This is a genomic window from Geotalea toluenoxydans JCM 15764, assembly GCF_001311985.1.
GTDB classification, from domain to species: Bacteria; Desulfobacterota; Desulfuromonadia; order Geobacterales; family Geobacteraceae; genus Geotalea; species Geotalea toluenoxydans.
This window is the reverse complement of record NZ_BBCJ01000009.1, coordinates 71,943-93,183: the sequence shown is the minus strand read 5'-3', so window position 1 is coordinate 93,183 and position 21,241 is coordinate 71,943. Positions and strand designations below refer to the sequence as shown.

18 protein-coding genes and 3 pseudogenes are annotated in these 21,241 nt (G+C 54.9%); 3 read left to right on the top strand and 18 right to left on the bottom strand.

Annotated elements, in window-relative coordinates; translation table 11 throughout:
• Positions 1 to 375: 375 nt before the first annotated feature.
• Positions 376 to 765: a helix-turn-helix domain-containing protein gene (locus tag JCM15764_RS07595; RefSeq protein WP_243688550.1), complete on the bottom strand. Its 390-nt coding sequence runs from the start codon at positions 763 to 765 to the stop codon at positions 376 to 378.
• A 186-nt stretch (positions 766 to 951) separates the two neighbouring features.
• Between JCM15764_RS07595 and JCM15764_RS07590 the strand changes: the two genes are divergently transcribed.
• The 3 genes from JCM15764_RS07590 to JCM15764_RS07580 are packed head-to-tail and all read left to right on the top strand — an operon-like array spanning position 952 to position 2,998.
• Positions 952 to 1,185: a hypothetical protein gene (locus JCM15764_RS07590; RefSeq protein WP_054694208.1), complete on the top strand. Its 234-nt coding sequence runs from the start codon at positions 952 to 954 to the stop codon at positions 1,183 to 1,185.
• A 9-nt stretch (positions 1,186 to 1,194) separates the two neighbouring features.
• The gene (locus JCM15764_RS07585) at positions 1,195 to 1,569 is read left to right on the top strand and encodes a hypothetical protein (RefSeq protein ID WP_054694205.1); all 375 of its coding nucleotides are present in this window, start codon (positions 1,195 to 1,197) and stop codon (positions 1,567 to 1,569) included.
• Positions 1,562 to 2,998, top strand: a complete 1,437-nt coding sequence (locus tag JCM15764_RS07580; RefSeq protein WP_054694200.1) for a ThiF family adenylyltransferase — start codon at positions 1,562 to 1,564, stop codon at positions 2,996 to 2,998. The genes JCM15764_RS07585 and JCM15764_RS07580 overlap by 8 nt, the downstream gene beginning before the upstream one ends.
• A 351-nt stretch (positions 2,999 to 3,349) precedes the next feature.
• Here JCM15764_RS07580 and JCM15764_RS07575 read toward each other — a convergent pair whose 3' ends face one another.
• The 17 genes and pseudogenes from JCM15764_RS07575 to alaS all read right to left on the bottom strand — a co-directional run bounded on the left by JCM15764_RS07575 (position 3,350) and on the right by alaS (position 21,238).
• Positions 3,350 to 4,582, bottom strand: a complete 1,233-nt coding sequence (locus JCM15764_RS07575; RefSeq protein WP_054694196.1) for an LL-diaminopimelate aminotransferase — start codon at positions 4,580 to 4,582, stop codon at positions 3,350 to 3,352.
• Positions 4,583 to 4,609: 27 nt separating this feature from the next.
• Complete coding sequence (locus JCM15764_RS07570) at positions 4,610 to 4,996, bottom strand: type II toxin-antitoxin system VapC family toxin (protein ID WP_054694193.1); 387 nt, start codon at positions 4,994 to 4,996, stop codon at positions 4,610 to 4,612.
• Positions 4,993 to 5,226 (bottom strand): hypothetical protein, encoded by a 234-nt coding sequence (locus JCM15764_RS07565; protein WP_054694190.1) that lies wholly within the window; start codon positions 5,224 to 5,226, stop codon positions 4,993 to 4,995. The genes JCM15764_RS07570 and JCM15764_RS07565 overlap by 4 nt, the downstream gene beginning before the upstream one ends.
• Positions 5,227 to 5,237: 11 nt before the next feature.
• A complete protein-coding gene (gene dapB / locus JCM15764_RS07560) occupies positions 5,238 to 6,041 on the bottom strand; it encodes a 4-hydroxy-tetrahydrodipicolinate reductase (RefSeq protein WP_054694187.1) in 804 nt (267 codons plus the stop codon).
• Positions 6,042 to 6,146: 105 nt separating this feature from the next.
• Positions 6,147 to 7,018: pseudogene (gene dapA / locus JCM15764_RS07555) on the bottom strand (4-hydroxy-tetrahydrodipicolinate synthase).
• Between the two features lie 81 nt (positions 7,019 to 7,099).
• Complete coding sequence (lysA, locus tag JCM15764_RS07550; protein WP_054694186.1) at positions 7,100 to 8,353, bottom strand: diaminopimelate decarboxylase; 1,254 nt, start codon at positions 8,351 to 8,353, stop codon at positions 7,100 to 7,102.
• Between the two features lie 195 nt (positions 8,354 to 8,548).
• Positions 8,549 to 9,280, bottom strand: a complete 732-nt coding sequence (gene lptM, locus JCM15764_RS07545) for an LPS translocon maturation chaperone LptM (protein WP_243688549.1) — start codon at positions 9,278 to 9,280, stop codon at positions 8,549 to 8,551.
• 222 nt (positions 9,281 to 9,502) lie between these two features.
• Positions 9,503 to 10,879: an argininosuccinate lyase gene (gene argH, locus JCM15764_RS07535; RefSeq protein ID WP_054694179.1), complete on the bottom strand. Its 1,377-nt coding sequence runs from the start codon at positions 10,877 to 10,879 to the stop codon at positions 9,503 to 9,505.
• Between the two features lie 40 nt (positions 10,880 to 10,919).
• A complete protein-coding gene (locus JCM15764_RS07530; protein ID WP_054694176.1) occupies positions 10,920 to 12,068 on the bottom strand; it encodes a hypothetical protein in 1,149 nt (382 codons plus the stop codon).
• 38 nt (positions 12,069 to 12,106) lie between these two features.
• Positions 12,107 to 12,556 carry an NUDIX domain-containing protein gene (locus JCM15764_RS07525; protein ID WP_054694173.1) on the bottom strand — a complete coding sequence of 150 codons (450 nt, stop codon included), beginning with the start codon at positions 12,554 to 12,556 and terminating at the stop codon, positions 12,107 to 12,109.
• Positions 12,557 to 12,622: 66 nt separating this feature from the next.
• On the bottom strand, positions 12,623 to 13,843 hold the full coding sequence (locus tag JCM15764_RS07520; protein ID WP_054694171.1) for an argininosuccinate synthase: 1,221 nt from the start codon (positions 13,841 to 13,843) through the stop codon (positions 12,623 to 12,625).
• A 53-nt stretch (positions 13,844 to 13,896) separates the two neighbouring features.
• Positions 13,897 to 14,808 carry an ornithine carbamoyltransferase gene (gene argF, locus JCM15764_RS07515; RefSeq protein WP_054694169.1) on the bottom strand — a complete coding sequence of 304 codons (912 nt, stop codon included), beginning with the start codon at positions 14,806 to 14,808 and terminating at the stop codon, positions 13,897 to 13,899.
• A gap of 77 nt (positions 14,809 to 14,885) precedes the next feature.
• Entirely contained in the window at positions 14,886 to 16,076 is a 1,191-nt protein-coding gene (locus tag JCM15764_RS07510; RefSeq protein WP_054694166.1) for an acetylornithine transaminase, read from the bottom strand.
• A 23-nt stretch (positions 16,077 to 16,099) separates the two neighbouring features.
• Positions 16,100 to 16,977: pseudogene (gene argB / locus JCM15764_RS07505) on the bottom strand (acetylglutamate kinase).
• A 20-nt stretch (positions 16,978 to 16,997) separates the two neighbouring features.
• Positions 16,998 to 18,224, bottom strand: coding sequence for a hybrid sensor histidine kinase/response regulator (locus tag JCM15764_RS07500; RefSeq protein ID WP_243688548.1), 1,227 nt, complete (start codon positions 18,222 to 18,224; stop codon positions 16,998 to 17,000).
• Between the two features lie 25 nt (positions 18,225 to 18,249).
• Positions 18,250 to 18,594, bottom strand: coding sequence for a cupin domain-containing protein (locus JCM15764_RS07495; protein ID WP_054694164.1), 345 nt, complete (start codon positions 18,592 to 18,594; stop codon positions 18,250 to 18,252).
• 14 nt (positions 18,595 to 18,608) lie between these two features.
• A pseudogene (alaS, locus tag JCM15764_RS07490) lies at positions 18,609 to 21,238 on the bottom strand (alanine--tRNA ligase).
• Positions 21,239 to 21,241: the final 3 nt, after the last annotated feature.

Sequence of the window (21,241 nt, the reverse complement as noted above, 5' to 3'; positions counted from 1 at the left end):
GTTTGCAGTCCTCAACCACTCCATAAATATCTCTTTGCCAAGGCAGGACAGCATGAGCAGTTTCGTGCAGCTTTAGAAAGGTTAACTTGACTGAATGTAATGTGCGGTCGAGATAGATAAGCCTCGCTTTAATGTCGAGCACACCTAAAACCTTGCTAAGAGCCTGCTTTAGCTTCCCTGACGCACGGCGAACGCGCGCCAAAAACCCTTCATCCAAAACATCTTCTTCAACCACGATTACCTGTGCACTGTGCATCACGTCAGCTATTGGTGTAGGGTATTTACCGATAGCTGCAGCAGCTTCCAATGCTCTTTGTGCATGCTTGCGAATTGCTAAAAGTTGTGGTGGGTCGATGGTGCTATCATCTGCCTTGATCATTTATGGCCCCTACGTGTGCGGAGGAAAGCAAGATACTCTAGTAATTCATCCTCTTCTTCTGGAGTGAGATTTTCGCCAGCAAACGTTGCAACTCGACCGTGCTTCTGACTTTCAATACGATCAGCGGCTGATGAAATATAACCGGCCTTTTCCATGAGCATTTCATAGGGGACATTATATACCGAAGCAAGGGAGTGGAGAATGCTCGGCGAAGGTTTGTTGATCCGACCGTTTTCGAGCTGGCTGAGGTAGGCGTTAGATACATCCTTATTGGTTGCATCTTCAACTTCTCTGAGCGTCATACGCTTTGCGGTGCGGATGTTGGCTAGATAGTTTCCCAGCTCTTTTGCCTCAGGACGATTAGGCTTTTCATTTGTCTTTGGCATGGGTACCTCCCGGGGAAGTGCTTTTTATATAGAGATATTATGACAAACATGCTCACTTCAGCAAGCAAAACTTATTTAATGCTTGACTAACTACGCAAGGCAAAAATAATGCTTGACGTATCAAGCAAAATAAAATAACCTAAGCACACGTTTAAGAATTTAACCCGTGCAAAAGGAGAAGGTGCCATGAAGAAAGAAATTGTGTTTTTCATCGATCAGGAACAATTCAAAACTGAGAAAACGGAAGTCACTGTTCGCGAACTCCTCGAAGATTTCGCCATGTCAAACCCTAACGAGACTACATTAGTTAGGCGGCATGGGAATGAACTCGAGAAACTTATGGACCTTGCCATGGTCCTAACCCTCGTTAACGGCATGAAATTTGTTGTTTACCACAATACCCCAACTACTGTTTCGTGAGGTGCTGATATGTTTGGACCTGAAAGACTTCGCATTGAATTGGTGGAACTCGGCTACGCTGTTGAAATGATTAACGTGGGTGAAGCGGTTTTTGCAGTTATCGAGGAGTATGAGGTTCCCCTTGGACAGTTTGCTGGTCGAACTATTGAATTAGCCATCCCGGCCACTCCAGATTTCCCTCGTACTGTAGGCGCATCATTACACGTGAGAACGGAACCACAATTATTTGACTACTCCGATACGTTACCAGGCGTACGGAACATAACCAATAGCTCACTGGGGCCAGAGTGGCGCTACTGGAGCCACAACTTCGGATGGAACGGCAGTGAACGGTCGACACGTCTTCTCATGAACCAAATAAAGGGGATATTCGCCAATGCTTAAGATTTCATTATCTGTAGCCATGCCTGAGAGGCTGAACACCAGCCTCTCAAATTTTCTAATTCGAAAGGATCGGCAAGAGGATCTGACTTTTGCTCTGTGGACTCCATCACAGGGGAATTCACGTTTAACTGCTCTGATTCATACAATTATATTTCCGGAAGCCGGAGATAGGCAGGTCCATGGGAACGCTAGCTTTAACCCAGATTATTTTGAGAAAGTTTGCGCAATTGCTTTACGGGAAGGCTGTGGAATTGCTTTTCTCCACAGTCACCCCGGAGCCGGTTGGCAGGGTATGAGTGAAGACGACATTTTGGCCGAGCGGAAGATCGCTGGGGCAGTGGCAGCACTAACCGATTTGCCGCTTGTAGGGATGACCATAGGTTCTGATGGCACTTGGAGTGCGAGAATGTGGCAACACGTTGGTGGCCGCGAGTATCGTCGCGAATGGTGCCAATCTGTTCGCATTGTCGGGATAGGGCTTAAGGCAGATTTTAATGATGATTTAATGCCGAAACCTGTTTATCGAGAGCAATTTAAGCGTTCTATCACCGTTTGGGGCAAAGATAATCACCAAAACCTTGCTCGTCTCAAAATTGGCATCATTGGGCTAGGCAGCGTTGGCAGTATTGTCGCAGAAACCCTGGCCCGCATGGGAATGCAGTTTATTTCTTTGATTGATTACGACGAGATACAGCCGCACAATCTCGACAGACTTTTAGGGGCAACAGAAGCAGACCTTGGCAAACTAAAGATAGAAGTTGCTAAGCGGCAGTTTGAGCATTCAGCAACTGCAGAGAGAACAGATATTGCTTCAACACCGCACAGCTTAGCAGAAGAAGAAGGTTACCGTGCAGCGCTGGATTGCGACGTTATTTTTAGTTGCGTTGACCGCCCCCGCGCCCGACATATTCTCAACCATTTTGCATATAGTCATTTAATACCGGTTGTTGATGGAGGAATTGAAGTTCGCTTCGACAAGAATAAGCGGTTCACTGGCGTCGATTGGCAACTTCAGACAGTCGCGCCTGGCAGACCCTGTCTTGCGTGCCTCGGGACTTATAATCTCACGGATGTAAATTTGGAAGAATCAGGCAAACTTGATGACCCGAGCTACATGAAAGGTTTGCCACCTGATCATCGACACAAAAATAACGAGAATGTCTTCCCCTTCAGCACCAATCTTGCTTCCCTTGAGGTCCTTCAGTTGATTGCGTTGGCAACTGGGGTTGGGGGAATCAGTGATTTTGGTATCCAGCGGTACCGCTACATACCAGGCAATATTGAAGTCGATGTCGAAAGGAAGTGCAAAGACGGGTGTGATTGTCAGGAACTAGAAGGGCATGGAGACCGAAATTTTTCACTCTGCGGTCGCGATATCGGTGCTGAAAAAGCTCGCGAAAGACAGCGTCAGCGTGAGAAAATCTTGTGAGAGCATTTGGAATTAGTAAAAGAGCTGGTACATTGTGGATTTTAGGCTTTGGTCAGCGGGGCAGATGCAAGGCTTCCTAGTAACGCCACGGTACTCGTACAACGCGCTGCTTTTCGTACTGTTTTTGCTACAAGTTTCTTGAACGTATTTTGTTTCATCTTTGTCACCTCGTTAATGTTTTTCGTGCCGACGGACACGTGCAATCTACCGTCAATTGTTACATTATGTTGTGACGTTACGCCAGGAAACCTTGTCGGACCTGCTACCACCGCCTCCCCCGAAGCCAAAGCCTAAAATGAAATACAAACCCTTTCATGAAAGGCGGCCTCATAGGCCGCCTTTCGTCACAAACTACTTCAAATTCTTCTTTATCCTCTCCACCGCCTCAATCACATTCTCCCGATGACCAAATGCAGAAAGCCGGAAGTATCCTTCCCCACTAGGCCCGAAGCCGGAGCCGGGGGTGCCGACCACGTTGCATTCGTTGAGCAGCTTATCGAAGAAGTCCCAGCTGGTCATGCCGCCGGGGGTCTTGAGCCAGATGTAGGGGGCATCGACGCCGCCGAAAACGGTGACACCGGTTTCCTTCAGACCTTCACGGATGATGCGGGCGTTCTCCATGTAGTAGTCGATGATCTCCTTGGTCTGCTTCCAGCCTTCATCGCTGTAAACTGCAGCAGCAGCCCGCTGTACCGGATAGGAAGCACCATTGAACTTGGTGGTGGTGCGGCGCAGCCAGAGGCGATTGAAGCTGTAACGCTCGCCGTCGGCGGTGGTGCCCATGACTTCTTCGGGCACGACCACCAGACCGCAACGGACGCCGGTAAAGCCGGCGGTCTTACTGAAGGAGCGGAACTCGATGGCGCACTTTTTGGCCCCTTCGATCTCGTAGATGGAGTGGGGAATGGATGGATCGGTGATGAAGGCCTCGTAGGCGGCGTCGAAAAAGATGACGGCGTCGTTGGCGTTGGCGTAATCGACCCACTTCTTCAGCTCTGCTTTGCTGGCGACGGTGCCGGTGGGGTTGTTGGGGAAGCAGAGATAGATGATGTCCACCTTCTCCTTGGGCAGCTCGGGAATGAAGTTGTTGGCTTCGTTACAGGGGAGGTAGACGATCCCCTTGTAGTAGCCCTTGTCATCGGCTTCGCCGGTGCGGCCGATCATGACGTTGGTGTCGTTGTAAACCGGGTAGACCGGGTCGCCGATGGCAACCACGTTGTCCATGGCAAAGATGTCCAGAATATTGGCGCAGTCGCACTTGGAACCGTCGGAGATGAACATCTCCTCGGTCTTCAGGGAAACGCCCAGGGGCTTGTAGGATTTCTCGATGATGGCATTGATCAGCCAGTCGTAGCCCTGCTCGGGGCCGTAGCCGGCAAACTGGTCGGTGGTAGCCAGATCGTCCACCGCCTGGTGGAAGGCCTTGATCACGGCCGGGGCCAGGGGACGGGTGACGTCGCCGATACCGAGACGGATGACCTTGGCAGAGGGATTAGCCTCGGCAAAGGCCCGCACCCGGCGGCCAATTTCGGGAAAGAGGTAGCCTGCTTTCAGTTTCAGGTAGTTGTCGTTGATTTTTGCCATTACGTAGAAATCTCCTTATTTTAATTATTACCAAAGTGTTTTTGCAGGATATTGGGCAATCAATGGATCGATTGTGAGAATGGTCAGTTTTTCGGCTAGAGCCTGCGCCACCAGCATTCGGTCGAATGGATCCTTGTGGTGATTGGGCAGATGCTGCAGATGGAAGGCGTGCTTGAAGGAGACGGGGAGTTCCTGTATCTGGGCTGCCGCCAGCTGCTTCTGCACGAAAGCTTCAGGATGAACAGGAAGCTTCAACTTGCCGATAGCGGCCTTGACAACCATCTCCCAAATGCTGGCGCTGCTAAGATATAAAAAAGTTCGACTATCAAGAATGGTTTTTCTTGCCTTCGCTGACAAGCGATCATCATCGGTAATAAGCCAGATGAACGCATGGGTATCCAGCAGGCATTTCATTTGTAAAACTCGTCAACTATCTCATCCGGCAACGGCGCGTTGAAATCATCAGCCATCCAGACATGCCCTTTGGCACTGCCAAGACAACGCTTGCCAACACCTGGTCCTGTCGGAGCTGTTGTCAGCAACTGTTCCTTTATTGTATGCACGATGGCATACAATTGTGGCAGTTTTGATTTAGGAACCTCGTCAATATCAGCGATCAGCCTGTCCCGATAGGTGGTAGCCATTTTAATGCTCCTTACTTCAGCCCCAACACATCCTGCATGTCGTAAATCCCCGGCTTCTGGGAAACTATCCACTTGGCCGCCCGGACACTACCACGGGAGAACATATCCCGCGTCATGGCCCGGTGGGAAATCTCGATCCGCTCACCCATGCCGATGAAGTAGACGGTGTGCTCACCGATGATGTCGCCGCCGCGGACCGTCTGCATGCCGATCTCTTCCTTGGTCCGCTCGCCGCAGATTCCTTCCCGGTGATAGTTGGCCACCTTGTTGTAGTCGCGCCCGAGGGCCTCGGCCACCACCTCCCCCATGCGCACCGCAGTGCCGGAGGGGGAGTCTTTCTTCTTGTTGTGGTGCAGCTCGACGATCTCCACGTCGAAGTCGTCACCCAGGGTCTTGGCCACGTCCTTCAAGACCTTGAAGCAGACGTTGACGCCGACGCTCATGTTTGGGGCGAGCACCGCCGGGATCTCCTTGGCCAGCTCGGCAGCCAGTGCCCGTTCTTCGGGGGTGAAGCCGGTGGAGCCGATGACGATAGACTTCTTCTTCAGGGCACAGACCTCCAGGTTCTTCAGGGACACCTTCGGGGTGGTGAAGTCGATCAGGACATCGCACCCTTCGACGACGGCATTGATGTCGTCGCTGATCTTAACCTTCAGTTCGCCGCAGCCGGCAAGAAGCCCCGCGTCCTGACCGACCAGGGGATGGCCCGGCCGCTCCAGGGCACCGGAGAGCTCGATCCCTTCGGCTTCGGTTATTGCAACTATAATCCTTTGACCCATGCGGCCAGCGGCACCGCAAACGGCAACTTTCACCATTGAAAAACCCCTTGTCTTACCAGGAAGACACTAAGGACACGAAGAAACCGAAAGGAAGAACCTTTGGTTTACTTAGTGCTCTTCGTGCCTTAGTGGTGAATCGATTTAGATAAGCTTGTATTCTTTCATTACTGCCGTCAGTTTAGCTTTGTTGGCTTCCGACATCGGCGCCAGCGGCAGCCTTACCTCGTCGCTAGCCTTGCCCATCAGGCCAACAGCGGTCTTGACCGGCACCGGGTTGCTCTCGATGAACATGGCATTGGAGATCTTCAACAGCTTCAGGTGCCACTGACGGGCTTCTTCCATCTTGCCGGCAAAGAAGGCGTCCACCAGGGCGGCGACCTCTTTGGGCATGATGTTGGCGACCACCGAAATGACCCCCTTGGCGCCGCAAGCATCATGGGGAAAGTTATGAAATCGTCACCGCAGAGGACGTCAATCTTGTCGCCGCACAGGTCCAGCACTTCCGATGCCTGCTGCAGGGAGCCGGTCGCTTCCTTGATGGCAACGATGTTCTTGTGCTCGGCCAGCCGTGCCACCGTTTCCGGCAGCAGATTGACGCCGGTGCGTCCCGGCACGTTGTAGAGGATCTGGGGCAGGGCCACCCCATCGGCAACAGCCATGTAGTGGCGATAGAGCCCTTCCTGGGTCGGCTTGTTGTAGTATGGAGTAACGAGCAGCGCGCCGTCGGCGCCGAGCTGCTTGGCATGCTCGGTCATTTCGATGGCCTCGCGGGTGGAGTTGGAGCCGGTGCCGGCAATGACCGGAACCCGCTTGTTCACCTGCTGGACAACAATCTCAATGACCCGGTCATGCTCCTCGTAGTCCAGGGTGGAGGACTCCCCGGTGGTGCCGCACGGCACGATGGCATCGGTGCCACCGGCAATCTGGAATTCCACCAGTTCCCGCAGTTTTTCTTCATCCACCACACCATTGTTGAATGGTGTAACAATGGCGACAATGCTTCCTTTGAACATATGCAACCTCCGTTTGGGTCAGACCGGGGTGTGTCTGCCTTATCCGGGCAAAGACAGGGTCTTGCCCATATATTATTTAGTCTACAGGAACGAAGGGACTTTTTCACCCTTCATCAGGTCTTCCACCGTCTCCCGCTCGCGGACAACCTCGAACTTGTTTCCTTTGACCATGACCTCGGCAACGCGGGGACGGCTGTTGTAGGTGCTGGACATGGCGAAACCGTAGGCGCCGGCGGACATGAAGGCCATCAGGTCTCCCTGTTTGAACACGGGCACCTCACGGTCCTTGGCCAGGAAGTCCCCCGACTCGCAGATGGGGCCGACGATATCGGCGGTAATGACGCCGTCCTGGTTGTTAACCACCGGCTTAATGCCGTGAAAGGACCCATAGAGGGCCGGGCGGGCCAGATCGTTCATGCCGGCGTCGATCACTATGAAGTTCTTTTCGTCGCGGTGCTTGATGTAAAGGGTCTTGGCCACCAAGATGCCGGCGTTGCCCACCAGGCTGCGCCCCGGCTCGAAAAGAAGGTGCATGCCCAGGTCCTTGGTCTCTTTGATGATCTCGCTGCCGTAATCGGCTGGCAGTGGCGGTGCTTCGTCGTTGTACTGGATGCCCAAACCGCCGCCAAGGTCGAAGTACTTGAGGCTGATGCCCATCTCCTTCAGCTTGCCGATGACATTCTTCAGCTTCTTGATTGCGTCGACGAAGGGGCTGACTTTGGTCAGCTGGCTGCCAATATGGCAGTCGATGCCGAGGATCTCGATGCCAGGCAGGCCCTTGGCCCGACTGTACTCTTCAATGGCGCGGTCGATGGTGATGCCGAACTTGGCATTCTTTAGACCTGTGGTAATATAGGGATGGGTCTGGGGATCAACGTCAGGATTGACGCGGATGGCGATCCCGGCCTTCTTGCCAATGCGGCTGGCGATCTCGGAAATGCGGGTCAGTTCCTGCTCCGACTCCACGTTGAACATGAGGATGCCGGTATTGAGGGCATACTCGATCTCGTCATCCTTCTTGCCAACGCCGGAGTAGACGACTTTCGAAGGACTCGCCCCCGCCTTCAGGGCACGGTACAGCTCGCCGCCGGAAACGATATCGACGCCGCCACCCAGGTTGACGAAGTTCTTCACCACCGCCAGATTGGAATTGGCCTTCATCGAATAGCAGATGGTATGGGAAACGGAAGCAAAAGCCTCGTCCATGGCGCGGAAATGGCGCTCGAGGGTGGCCTGGGAATAGACGTAGAAGGGGCTGCCGACCTTGGCGACGATGTCCTTGATCGCCACATCTTCGGCATAGAGATCGTGCCCCTTGTACTGAAAGTGGTGCATTAAACTTTTCCTCAAACTATTAGATAAAATTACCAGTATACGGTGTCAGTGGCGATGAATCGATTTTCTCAAGCAGGGAGAGGGGGAAAAAACGATAAAAGTGAATATTTCTAACATACAGGAGGGTAAAAGTCAAAATAAACGACGTTATATTGGCAGATTAAGACGATCAGTCAGGCTCTGTCAAAGCTCCGCTCACCTGGTTGGAAGGTGCGCTCTCCACATCTTCTCCCGCTGCCTTGACCAGGTACGCACAGCATAGGAATAGGTAACACCCCGCTCCACCCGCTGGTCTTCAAAGGCACTGCCGGTAACGGGCTTGTCGTTGAGGGGAAACGGGGGAATGGACTGCCCGGTCCGCCAGCGGTAAATATTGTATCCCGACAGGACAGCGGCCGGCGCCACCTGCGCAGGATTCAACTCAATGACGATACTGGTTGCCTGGGAAGTTGCCTTGACCTCCGGCGGCAAGGGGGGATTGACCTTCTGCCGCCGTGCCCGGTTGGATTCCGGGCTGGGGGTGCCGTCCTTTTTCCGCGAGATGACCTTGTACTGGTAGGTCTTGCCGGTCTCTACCCCGTTGTCGTTGACCAATAACAGGTTGCCGCGGCGGTCCACATCACGCAGGTAATCCTGATCGATCTTTTTCAGCAGGCGATAGGCAGTGGGGCACTGTTCGCAATCCTCAGCCGGGGGTAACATCTCCCTCCGAAAGAGCTCAAAGCCGGCAAGATTCGTCAGGCGCCCGCCTCCCACCTCCCGTGTCGGTTCCGACCAGGAAAGCTGGAAATACTCCCCCTTCTGGGCAACGAACAGATCATTCACCGCAGCCGGCACCAGCGCCTCCGGCGGCACCAGCGGCCCTTTCTTGCCGCAGGCGGCAAGAAGGGGCAACATGATTATAAGAAGTAACGTTGCTTTATTCATTGCTCTTTCATAACTGCTGTGAATTTTGAGGCAAGGTCAAAGCGCACGAGGAATCCCGCGGAGGCCCTCACCCGGCCTTCGGCCACCCTCTCCCATAAAGGGAGAGGGTAAACTGTATTCCCTCCCCCCTCGTGGGGGAGGGTTAGGGAGAGGGGGACGGCGCTACGCCGCACAAGAAGATGACGCCGGGCAACGCCGAAATTGGCAAAAAGCCACAGCCGTCTATTTGCCAGCGCGAACCCTGGCAATCTCTCTTTTTACCCCTTCCAGAGAAGTGCCGCCGGTTGCACGGCGAGCATTGACGCTGGCCTCCAGGGTGATGGCCTCATAGATGTCGGTATCGATCATCGGGGAAAAACCCTTCCATTCCTCGATGGACAGCTCCGGCAGGTCCTTTTTGTTGGCGATGCAGTATGCAACCGATTTTCCCACCACCTCATGGGCGTCGCGGAACGGCATTCCCTTGCGCACCAGGTAGTCGGCCACGTCGGTGGCCGTGGAAAAGCCTTTTGCCGCTGCGTTGCGCATGGTGTCGGTGTTGACCTGCATCTCCCGGATCATGTCGGCGAAGATCTTGAGGCTTCCCTTGACGGTGTCGATGGTGTCGAAAAGCGGCTCCTTGTCCTCCTGCATGTCCTTGTTGTAGGCCAGGGGCAGTGATTTCATCACGGTGAGGAGGGCCATCAGGTTACCATATACCCGGCCGGTCTTGCCCCGCACCAGTTCCGGTACATCGGGATTTTTCTTCTGGGGCATGATGGAAGAGCCGGTGCAGAAGCCGTCGGAGAGGTCAATGAATTTGAATTCACTTGTGGACCAGAGGATCAGCTCCTCGGAGAATCGAGAGAGGTGCATCATCAGAATGGAAGCATGGGCCAGGAATTCCAGGGCAAAGTCACGGTCGGAAACCGAGTCGAGGGAGTTGCGGGTTACCTCGGGGAAGTCCAGCAATTCGGCCACGTGCTCCCGGTCGATGGGGAAGGTGGTCCCTGCCAGGGCACCGGCCCCCAGCGGCAGGACGTTGGTCCGCTTCAGGCAGTCTTCCATGCGGGCCTTGTCCCGCTTGAACATTTCCACATAAGCAAGCATGTGATGGGCGAAGAGAATCGGCTGGGCAGTCTGGAGGTGGGTATAGCCCGGCATGATGACATCGATATTCTTTTCCGCCTGGTTGAGCAGTGAATCCACCAGCAGATCAAGGTAAGCGCTGATCTCCACCAGCTCATCCCGCAGGTAGAGGCGGATGTCCAGGGCCACCTGGTCGTTGCGCGAGCGGCCGGTGTGCAGACGTTTGCCCGCCTCGCCGATCTTCGCCGAAAGGCGCGACTCGATATTCATGTGGATGTCTTCCAGGGAAATGGAAAAATCGAATTTGCCGGCCTCGATCTGGTCAAGGATCTCCTGCAGTCCATGGACTATTTTCTCCACATCCTCCATTGGGATGATCCGCTGTTTGCCCAACATCCGAGCGTGGGCGATGGAGCCGCGAATATCCTGATGGTAGAGGCGCTTGTCGAAGTCGATGGAAGCGGTGAATTCCTCGACGAATTTGTTGGTGGGCTGGGTGAAACGGCCACCCCACAGCTTGTCTTTGCTCATCTGGTCTCTCCTGATGCTAATGCATGCAATATAATGTCGGTCAGCCGGTTACAGCTGCCACCATTTCGTCGCCCTGTATCTTGACCCACTTCCCTTCGGACCAGCGCAGGACCACGTGCACCTTGAGGGGGATCCTGCTGGTGCGAGGGTCCAACTCATGGTACAGGGGCAGGTTGATGTAATAGAGGCGCGTGCCGGTGCCGAAGCGCAGCCGGCACACCGGGGCACCGTTGAAATTGTCGGTGGTGAATTCCGGGTGCTGGATCTTCCCCAGCTTGTAGTGCTTGTTCATAACAACGAAAGAGTTGCCGTAGGGTGCCTGGGATGGCAGTCCTTCCAGACTGGTCTCATCGGAAGTATTGGCAAAGACGGAAACCGTCTCCCTTACCCCCGGCGTATCCTCCAGATATTCACCATAGAAACCGCTGATGACCTCGAAATAGGCCCGATGCTCCGGCTTAGGGTTGCACTGGATGACGAACAGAGCATCCAACCCCTGCTTGGTACTGAAGAAGAGGCGGTCGGCATGGTCGATGATCTGCTTGATGTTGGAAGCGTACAGATCCCGATATATGTAGTCCAGGCAGATCAGGGCCATGAAGTTGAAGCATGACGGGCGGCTCCTGAAGAGGTAAAAATGGCGGCCGCGGTAGAGGTCGTGATATTTGTCGAGAAATTCCTCGCCGTGAAAAGGGTGCGACTTTGCTTCGAGAAAAACCCGCAGCTTGCCCGTTGCCTCCTTGACTGCGATGCAGCACCAGTTGACCGGCATCTCCAGAATGTCGCCCGAGTCTATGTCCCGGTCCACCAGCTCGATCGCCTCGCCGTTGTCCTCCCGGAAGCGCTCCAGAAGGTCCCGGTAAATCTTGAGACGTACGTGCTCCACACCGAACATGGTGACGGTGTTGGGCCGGAAACTATGCTCCAGAATGGCCAGCATCTCGTCGAAACGGGAAAAGGGGATACTGGTCTCAGGCAGCACCAGGAAGTGGAGCTTTTTCAGGTTGCCTTCACCGATGCTGATCAGGTCGAGGATCGCCTTGACCTGGGTCCATTTCTCTTCCGGGTCGGTCATGGCGAAGCCGTGCTCCACACGCCGCAGGTGATTGGGAATCTGGGCGATCAGGCAATGGAGATGATGCCCCTGGGGGAACTCCAGATTGATCTTTTTGTCGATGATTTGAACCATAGTCAGTTAGGTTTGTTTCAGGACCAAAACCCACAACTTCATGACCTAATATCACAACTACAGAGTTCGGGGAAGATCTTGCCGAGAATGAACCTGGTGCCGTCGGGCATGTTGTAAACCGCAAGCTCCCCTCGTGGCACCCAGCTGGCCTCGGCAACTTCCTCCGGATTGTGGGTGATGTCGCAGTAAAGTGGGCGACAGCGGTAATATAGAATGACAAAATGGCTGTTGTAAGGACCGGGCGTCAGGTGCTCGAAGACGTCCACCAGTCCCACCACCTCCACCTCAAGCCCGACTTCCTCCATCACTTCCCGGTGCAGGGCTTTGAGGATTGGTTCGCCCAGGTCGATCTGACCGCCCGGCATTACCCACTGGTCCTTGAAGGGAGCGATGTTCCGCTTGGTCAGCAGCACCCGTTCGTCGTCATCGACGATAACCGCAACCACCGAGGTGACGATATGTTCTTTTTTGTATTTTATCTGTGGCATATAAGACCGTAGGGGCACAGTGTTACCGTGCCCCTACAGATTAATCCATCTTTGGTGTTTCAGCCATTATTTCTTTTTTGCCGCAGCCTGAAGCGAGCGGATACGCAGACGGAGGGAATTCAGCTTGATGAAACCTTCCGCATCCTTCTGGTTGTATACCTGATCCTTTTCGAAGGTGGCGAAGTCCAGATTGAAAAGGGAATCGGTCTCGGACTTGCGGCCGACGGTTCGGCAATGACCCTTGTACAGCTTCACCCGTGCCACACCGTTGACCGTTTTCTGCGACTCGTCGATCAGTGCCTGGAGCATTTCCCGCTCCGGCGAAAACCAGTAGCCGTTGTAGACCATCTCAGCATAGCGGGGAACGAGGGAATCGCGCAGATGCATAACCTCGCGGTCCATGGTAATCTGCTCAACAGCCATGTGCGCCTCGCGCAGAATGGTGCCGCCGGGGGTCTCATAGACACCGCGGGATTTCATGCCCACCGAGCGGTTCTCCAGAAGGTCGACCCGGCCGATGCCGTGCTCGCCGCCGATGAAGTTGAGGTGGGCAAGGAGCTGGGCAGGCGACATCTTTTCACCATCAACGGCCACGGCGTTGCCGTTCTTGAACTCAACTTCCACGTACTGTGGCTTATTGGGGGCCTTTTCCGGCGCCTTGGTAAGCACGTACATGTTTTCCGGTGCTTCTGCCCAGGTATCCTCAAGGATGGCGCCTTCGAAGGAGATGTGCAGCAGGTTTCGGTCGGAGGACCAGGGGCGCTTTTTGGTGACCGGAATGGGTATGCCGTTCTTCTTGGCGTAGTTGACCAGCGCCTGGCGGCTGTTCAGCTTCCAATCCCTCCAGGGGGCGATGACGGTAATAGCCGGATTGAAATGGTAGTAGCCCAGCTCGAAGCGGACCTGATCGTTGCCCTTGCCGGTAGCGCCGTGGGAAACGGCATCGGCACCCTCGATCTTGGCAATCTCCATCTGCCGCTTGGCAATGAGCGGCCGGGCAATGGAAGTGCCGAGCAGGTAATGCCCCTCGTAAATGGCATTGGCCCGGAACATGGGATAGACGAAGTCGCGGACGAATTCCTCCTTCAGGTCATCGATATAGACCTTGTCGGCACCGGTGGCCAAAGCCTTTTCCCGGATCGGCGCCAACTCGTCCCCCTGGCCCAGATCGGCGGAAAAGGTAATCACTTCACAACCGTACTCGTTCTTCAACCACTTGAGGATGATGGAGGTATCCAGCCCGCCGGAGTAGGCAAGGACGATCTTTTTCACTTCTTGCTTAGCCATTTACATATCTCCTTTTCAACGAATTCAACAAATAAAAGTTTTCAAGTTTTACCCTATTTCATCAATGTCGCCATTATCGCCTTCTGTACATGTAGTCTGTTTTCCGCCTCATCCCACACCGCCGAATGTGGCCCCTCGATGACGTCATCGGTAATCTCCTCGCCCCGGTGAGCCGGCAGGCAATGGAGTACCATGCAGTTCCCCTTGGCCAGATCGAGTAGCGCTTCGTTCAGCTGATAACCGGCAAAGTCCTTTTCCCGCTTGTTCTGCTCCGCTTCCTGTCCCATGCTCGCCCAGACGTCGGTGTTGACCACATCGGCATCCTTTACCGCCTCCTGGGGATCGTCGGTGAGGACTATACTGGAGGTGGCATTGGCAAGCGCCCATTGCATGGCCGCCGCATCCGGTTCATACCCCTTGGGACAGGCAAGGGTCAGGTCGAAACCGAAAATGGCGGCTGCCTCGATCCAGGTGTTGGCCATGTTATTGCCGTCCCCTACCCAGGCTATCTTCAGCCCTTCATAACTGCCGCGGTGCTCGATGACGGTAAAAAGGTCGGCCATGATCTGGCAGGGATGGTGCAGATCAGTGAGACCGTTAATGATCGGCACCGATGAGTAGCGGGCAAATTCTTCCACGATCTCCTGGCCATAGGTGCGAATCATGACACCGTCGCAATAGCGTGCCATCACCCGCGCCGTGTCCTTGATCGGCTCGCCCCGTCCCATCTGGGAATCCTTGGTAGAGATGAAGAGCGGATGCCCCCCCAGCTGGTACATACCCACCTCGAAGGAGACGCGGGTTCGGGTGGAGGATTTCTCGAAGATCATCGCCAGGGTTTTCCCCTTGAGCAGGTGATGATCCTCTCCCCTTTTCTGTTTTTGCTTCAGCTCCCTGGTCAGGGTAAAGATGGCGTCCAGCTCGCTTTTGCTGAACTGGCTCAAGGCCAGAAAATCCTTTTTCATTTTTATCCTTTCGTAGGGGCAACCCCGCGTGGTTGCCCTATTATCGGGCGGCCACACGGGACCGCCCCTACAAAGATTCACATCTCCGCAAGAATCCCGGACAGTATGCTGATCATCTCATCCACTTCCTTCTTGCCGACAATCAGCGGTGGTACAAACCGGAGCACACTGTCGTGGGTCACGTTGAGCAGAACGCCCCGTTCCAGTGCCTTCTTGACGATTTCTCCGCCGGGAACGGAAAGCTCGGCGCCGATCATCAGGCCGATGCCGCGTACCTCCGTGATAACGGGGAACTTTCTTTTCAGTCCTTCCAGTTCGCCCACCAGGTATTCACCGATTTCTTCGGCGTGGTTGAGGATGCCTTCTTCCAGGATCGTCCTTATGGCTGCAACCCCGGCAGCCGTCACCAGCGGATTGCCGCCGAAGGTGGAGCCGTGGGTACCCGGCCCGAAGGATTCAGCCAACTCTTCCTTGGCCAGCATGGTGCCGATGGGAGCGCCTCCGGCCAGAGCCTTGGCAAGGGTCATGATATCGGGAATGACGCCGAAATGCTCATGGGCAAAGAGCTTGCCGGTCCTGCCGATTCCCACCTGAACCTCGTCGAAGATGAGGAGCAGGTTGTTGTCGTCGCAGATCTGCCTTACCTGGCGGAAATATTCTGCATCGGGAACCACCACCCCGCCTTCACCCTGGATCGGTTCCAGCATGATGGCACAGGTAGCAGGAGTAACCGCCTGGCGCAGGGCATCGGCATCATTGAAAGGGACATGGACGAAGCCATGCAGCAGGGGATCGAAGAATTTCTGTACCTTCTCCTGACCGGTGGCGGAGACGGTGGCCATGGTCCGGCCGTGGAAGGACGAAATGGCGGTAATGATCTGGTAGCGCTCAGGCCCAAACTTTTCACGGCTGTACTTGCGCGCCAGCTTGATGGCGGCCTCGTTGGCCTCGGCGCCGCTGTTGCAGAAAAAAGCCCGGTCGGCAAAGGAGTTGTTGCAGAGCAGCTCGGCCAGCTCGATTTGGGTCGGGATGTGGTAATAGTTGGAGCAATGGATCAGCTCGGCCGCCTGTTTCTGCAGCGCCGCCACCACTTTCGGATGACAATGCCCAAGATTGTTGACGGCCACCCCGGCGAGGAAATCCAGATAGCGTTTGCCGTCCGCATCCCACAGGTAGCACCCTTCACCCCTGACCGGCACCAGGGGATAGCGGCCATAGGTCTTCATGATGTATTTGTCGCCCTTGGCGATCCATTGTTGTGAGTTCATACTGTACCCCGTTCTTAAAGGAGTTAAGCCTGTATCTCAGTGCCGATACCGACATTGGTAAAGATTTCAAGAAGAATGGCATGCTCGATGCGGCCATCGACGATGTGGGCTTTGTGCACCCCACCGGTCAGGGCATCGGTGCAGCAGGTGACCTTGGGAATCATGCCGCCGGTAATGGTGCCGTCTTCGATCAGCCCCGGAACATCGCCAAGGGCAATACTGGAGAGAAGATTGCCGCCCTGATCCTTAACCCCGGAAACATCGGTCAGAAGAATCAGCTTCTCTGCCTTCAGGGCTGCAGCAACCTTGCCGGCAACCACATCGGCATTGATGTTGTAGCTCTCGCCACCGGTGCCGACACCGATCGGGGCGATGACCGGAATAAATCCTCCCGCCTCCAGGGTCACCAGAATGTTGGAATCCACATCAACCACATCGCCGACAAAGCCAATGTCGACTGTTTCCAACACCCCTTGTTCGTTTTTCACTTCCTGAAGCAGCTTTTTACACAAGAGCAGTCCGCCATCCTTGCCGGAAAGCCCGACTGCCCTGCCGCCATGCTGGTTGAGGTAACCGACGACCTCTTTGTTCACCTGGCCGGTCAGCACCATCTCCACCACCCCCATGGTCGCTTCGTCGGTAACCCGCATCCCTTTGACGAACTGGGAGACGATGCCGTAGCGCTTGAGAGTCTCGTTGATCTGGGGGCCACCCCCATGGACGATAACCGTGTTTATGCCGATATATTTGAGCAGGATGACATCGAGAGCAAATGACTTTTTCAGTGCCTCGTCAGCCATGGCATGGCCACCGTATTTGATGACGACGGTCTTGCCGGAAAAACGCCTGATGTACGGAAGCGCTTCATCAAGGTATTTGCTTTTTCAATCAGTTTCTGCATCTGCGATTCTGGTAAACTGTTCATGCGGCACCCTTCAGAAAAAAAGTAAATATAGCAGATAAGGCGAAATAATCAACATCAAAGGGGATTTTCTGGTGCGGAGGAAATCGAGATGGGGCAGCTTCTGCAGCCGGTAGGGTGATGGTGACTTTAGTTCCTTTTCCAGGCTCGCTTTCGATGACGAGCTTTCCGTGGTGCAGCCGGATGAATTCACGGGCATAGAAAAGACCCAGACCAAAACCACGGATCTGACCTGTATTTTCCCTGTCCACCTGGTAGAATTTCTCGAAGATCTTAGGCAGATCTTCTTTACTTATGCCGATGCCTTCGTCTTCAACGATTATCCTGGAGAGATCTTCCTGCTTCTCGATCCGGATCGAAACGCGGCCTTTCTCTTTTGAGAACTTGAAGGCGTTATCGATCACCTGCTTGATGGCAAAGCTGACTTTTTCCCGGTCAAGGAACAGGCTAGGGATAGGATCCAGGTTGAAGGCGATCTCTACCCCCGATTTGCCGGCCACTTCCCGTGAAGCAGGAAGGATGTCGAGAATTATGCTGTTCAGGTTGCATGGCTCAAGTTTTAGCTTGTCACCTTTGTCCATCATCTGGCTGAAATTGAGAAGATCGGTGACCAGTCCGCCAAGATAGCACGACTCCTTGTAGATCATGCTCAGGTTCTCACGGTACGCCGGGTCTTCCGGGTCATATACTCCTGAGGCAAGGTTCTGCAGAAACAGGGAAATCGATGTAATGGGAGTGCGAAATTTGTGGGAAACCAGGGAGAGGAAATTCGATTTGAGGCGGTCGACATTCTTGAGATTGGCAATCTCCTCCTTGAGCGCCTTTTTCACCAACGCCTTTTCGATCGCCGTCTTCAGTTGCAGCAGGTTGAGCGGTTTGGTGATGAAATCGTCGGCATCGGCCTTCAGTGCATTAAGGATGATGTCCTTGTCCGCATAGCCGGTCATGACAATAACCACCAGCGTCGGTTCCAGCTCCTTCAGCTTCTTCAGGAGCTCGATCCCATCCATGTTGGGCATCATCACATCGGTGAGAATGACATCGACCCCGCCATTATCGAAGACCTTGAGGGCCTCTTCGCCATCGGCAGCCTCCAGCACCCGGTAGCCTTTGAGGGCTCTGCTGCAGAGATCGCGGATGATGGCCTCATCATCGACGATGAGGATGCATTTCCCCTCCTGCTTCTGGCGGAGCTCTATGTTCTGAGTCTGAACGACATCAAGCATGGCGCCTCACAAAATCGGCTGCAGACTACTTCAGAGGTGGGGTAAAGATGGCGATAAGCTCCGCTGGGACATCTCCCGTATTGCGCAGGCCGTGGGGAATGCCCGGTGGTGCGAAGCCGCAGTTGCCGGCGGCATAAGCTATTTTCTCATCACCCATGGTGCACTCAAGCCGGCCGGAGAGGATATAGAAAGTCTCCGACTCTACCTCGTGGGTGTGGACAAAGATCTCTCCACCAGGCTCGATCCTGCCGCGATGGACACTGAGATGACCGCTGTCAGCCTTGACAACGAGATCTTTGAGAAAGTATTTGTCGTGCTTGGGATGGAGATTTTCAGCCAGAGCATTAGAATCGACATTTTTCCAGTTCATGGGGTCACTCCCGGTTAACCGATTATTTTATAGGCTGCTTCCAATGCCTCATCGAGATTTTCAGGCTTCGTGCCGCCGGCCTGGGCAAGCTCGGGCTTGCCGCCACCGCTGCCGCCGATGATGGGAGCCAGTGACTTGATGATGTCCCCCGCCTTGCAGCGGTCGGTGAGATCTTTGGTCACGGCCACCAGCAGGTTGGCCTTGCCGGCTGCAGCACAGCCGAGAACGATCACCCCCGACTGGAGGCGGTCTTTCAGGCTGTCAGACAGATCACGCAGCCCTTTCGGGTCCTCGGTCTCAACTCTGGTGGCAAGAATTTTTATTCCATTGCTTTCCCGTACCCCGGCAAGCAGGTCGGCCGATTTGGAGGCGTTCAGGCGGGACTGGAGTTCCTCCACTTCCCGCTGCAGTTCTTTCTGTCTTGCCAGCAGGCGCTCAACTCTGTCGATGACGCCGCCCCCCTCCGCCTTGACCAGAGTCGCAAGGTGTTTCTGCTCATCTTCCAGCTGCTGAACATACTCAATGGCGCCGCTGCCGGTGACGGCCTCGATACGGCGCACCCCTGCGGCAATCCCCGCTTCACTGACAATCTTGAAAAGTCCGATGTCGCCGGCTGCCCGGACATGGGTACCACCGCACAACTCGCTGCTCACCTCACCAACCCTGACAACCCGGACCCGGTCCCCGTATTTTTCGCCGAACAGGGCGGTGGCGCCGCTCTGCATGGCCTCTGCCGCGGCCATTTCCACCGAACTCACGTCGGAGTTGTCCATGATGTATCCATTGACGATGTTCTCCACCCGACGCAATTCATCGGCCGTCATGGCAGAAAAGTGGGTGAAGTCGAAGCGGAGCCGGTCGGCAGTGACCAGCGAACCGGCCTGCTTCACATGGTCGCCTACGACCTGGCGCAGGGCCGACTGCAAGAGATGGGTAGCCGTGTGGTTGCGGGCCGTGGCGTTGCGCTCCCGGATCAGTACCTTTAGATCGGCCGCATCCCCCACCTTGATCGTCCCTTTCTCCACCAGGCGCGGTGCACGGTGAGATCGGCAAAGGGCTTGCTGGTACCGACGACTTTCAGATGGGCATTGCCGGTAGAGATAGTACCGGTATCCCCGGCCTGGCCACCGGAAGCGCCGTAGAAGGGGGTGGTGGCGACGATGACTTCCACTTCCTCTCCGGCAACCGCTTCAGCAACCTCCCTGCCTTCCCGCACCAGAACAGTTATGGGAGAATAGGCCGTCTGCTCGTCATAGCCGACAAATGAGCTCCTGATCCCTTTGCCGTGCAGGTTCTTGTAAATCTCGGCCAGACCTTCCTCTCCGGACCCCTTCCAGTTTTCCCTGGCCTGGAGGCGCTGTTTCTCCATGCACAGGACGAAGCCGTCCTCGTCGATGGTCAGCCCTTCATTGGCGACGATATCTGCTGTCAAATCCACCGGAAAGCCGAAGGTGTCGTAGAGCCTGAAGACAACGTCGCCCGGCACGACCGTACCCGCACTTCTCATCAGCAGGGCGACCTCTTCATTGAGAATGGACAGTCCACGGTCCAGGGTTTCCATGAACCGTTCTTCTTCCGCATGGATCACCTTCTTGACGTACTCCTCCCGCTCCAGAAGCTCTGGATAGGCGTCCCCCATCATGGCATTGACTGCGTCGACGATCCGGTACAGCACCGGCTCGGCAAAGCCGAGCATCTTGGCGTGGCGGGCGGCCCGGCGCATGATGCGGCGGAGCACGTAGCCGCGCCCCTCGTTGCTGGGAAGTACCCCGTCGCAGATGAGGAAGGTGATGGCCCGTGAATGGTCGGCAATGACCCGCATGGAAACACTGTCTCTCTCATCCTGACCGTAGCGCTTGCCGGAAAGCTTTTCCACATGCCTGATTATTCCCTGGAGAAGATCAGTGTCGTAATTGGAAGTAACCCCCTGCATGACGGTACAGATCCGCTCCAAACCCATGCCGGTATCCACCGACGGCTTGGGCAGCGGCGTCAGGTTACCCTTGGCATCCCGGTTGAACTGCATGAAGACGTTGTTCCAGATCTCCATATAGCGGTCGCAATCGCAGCCGACTTCACAGGTAGGTCTGCCGCAGCCGGTGCCGGGACCGTTGTCCCAGAAGATCTCAGTGCAGGGACCGCACGGTCCGGTATCACCCATGGACCAGAAGTTGTCCTTCTCGCCGAAGCGGTAGATCCGCTCCACGGGTACCCCTTCCTGTTTGTTCCAGATCTCGGCCGCCTCGTCATCGTCCGTGTAAACAGTCACATAAAGACGATTCTTGTCCAGCTTCAGTTCCTTAGTCAGAAATTCCCAGGCAAAGGCAATGGCCTCCTTCTTGAAATAATCGCCGAAGGAAAAATTTCCCAGCATCTCGAAAAAGGTATGATGGCGGGCGGTGCGACCGACATTTTCCAGGTCATTGTGCTTACCGCCGGCTCGGACACATTTTTGGGAACTGCAGGCCCGGACGTAGCCACGTTTCTCCAGGCCGAGGAACAGGTCCTTGAACTGGTTCATCCCCGCATTGGTAAAGAGGAGGGTCGGGTCATTTCTGGGGATGAGGTTGGAGCTTTCCACAACCGTATGACCTCTCTCCTCAAAAAATCTGAAGAACTTTTCTCTGATTTCTTTGCCTGTCATGAA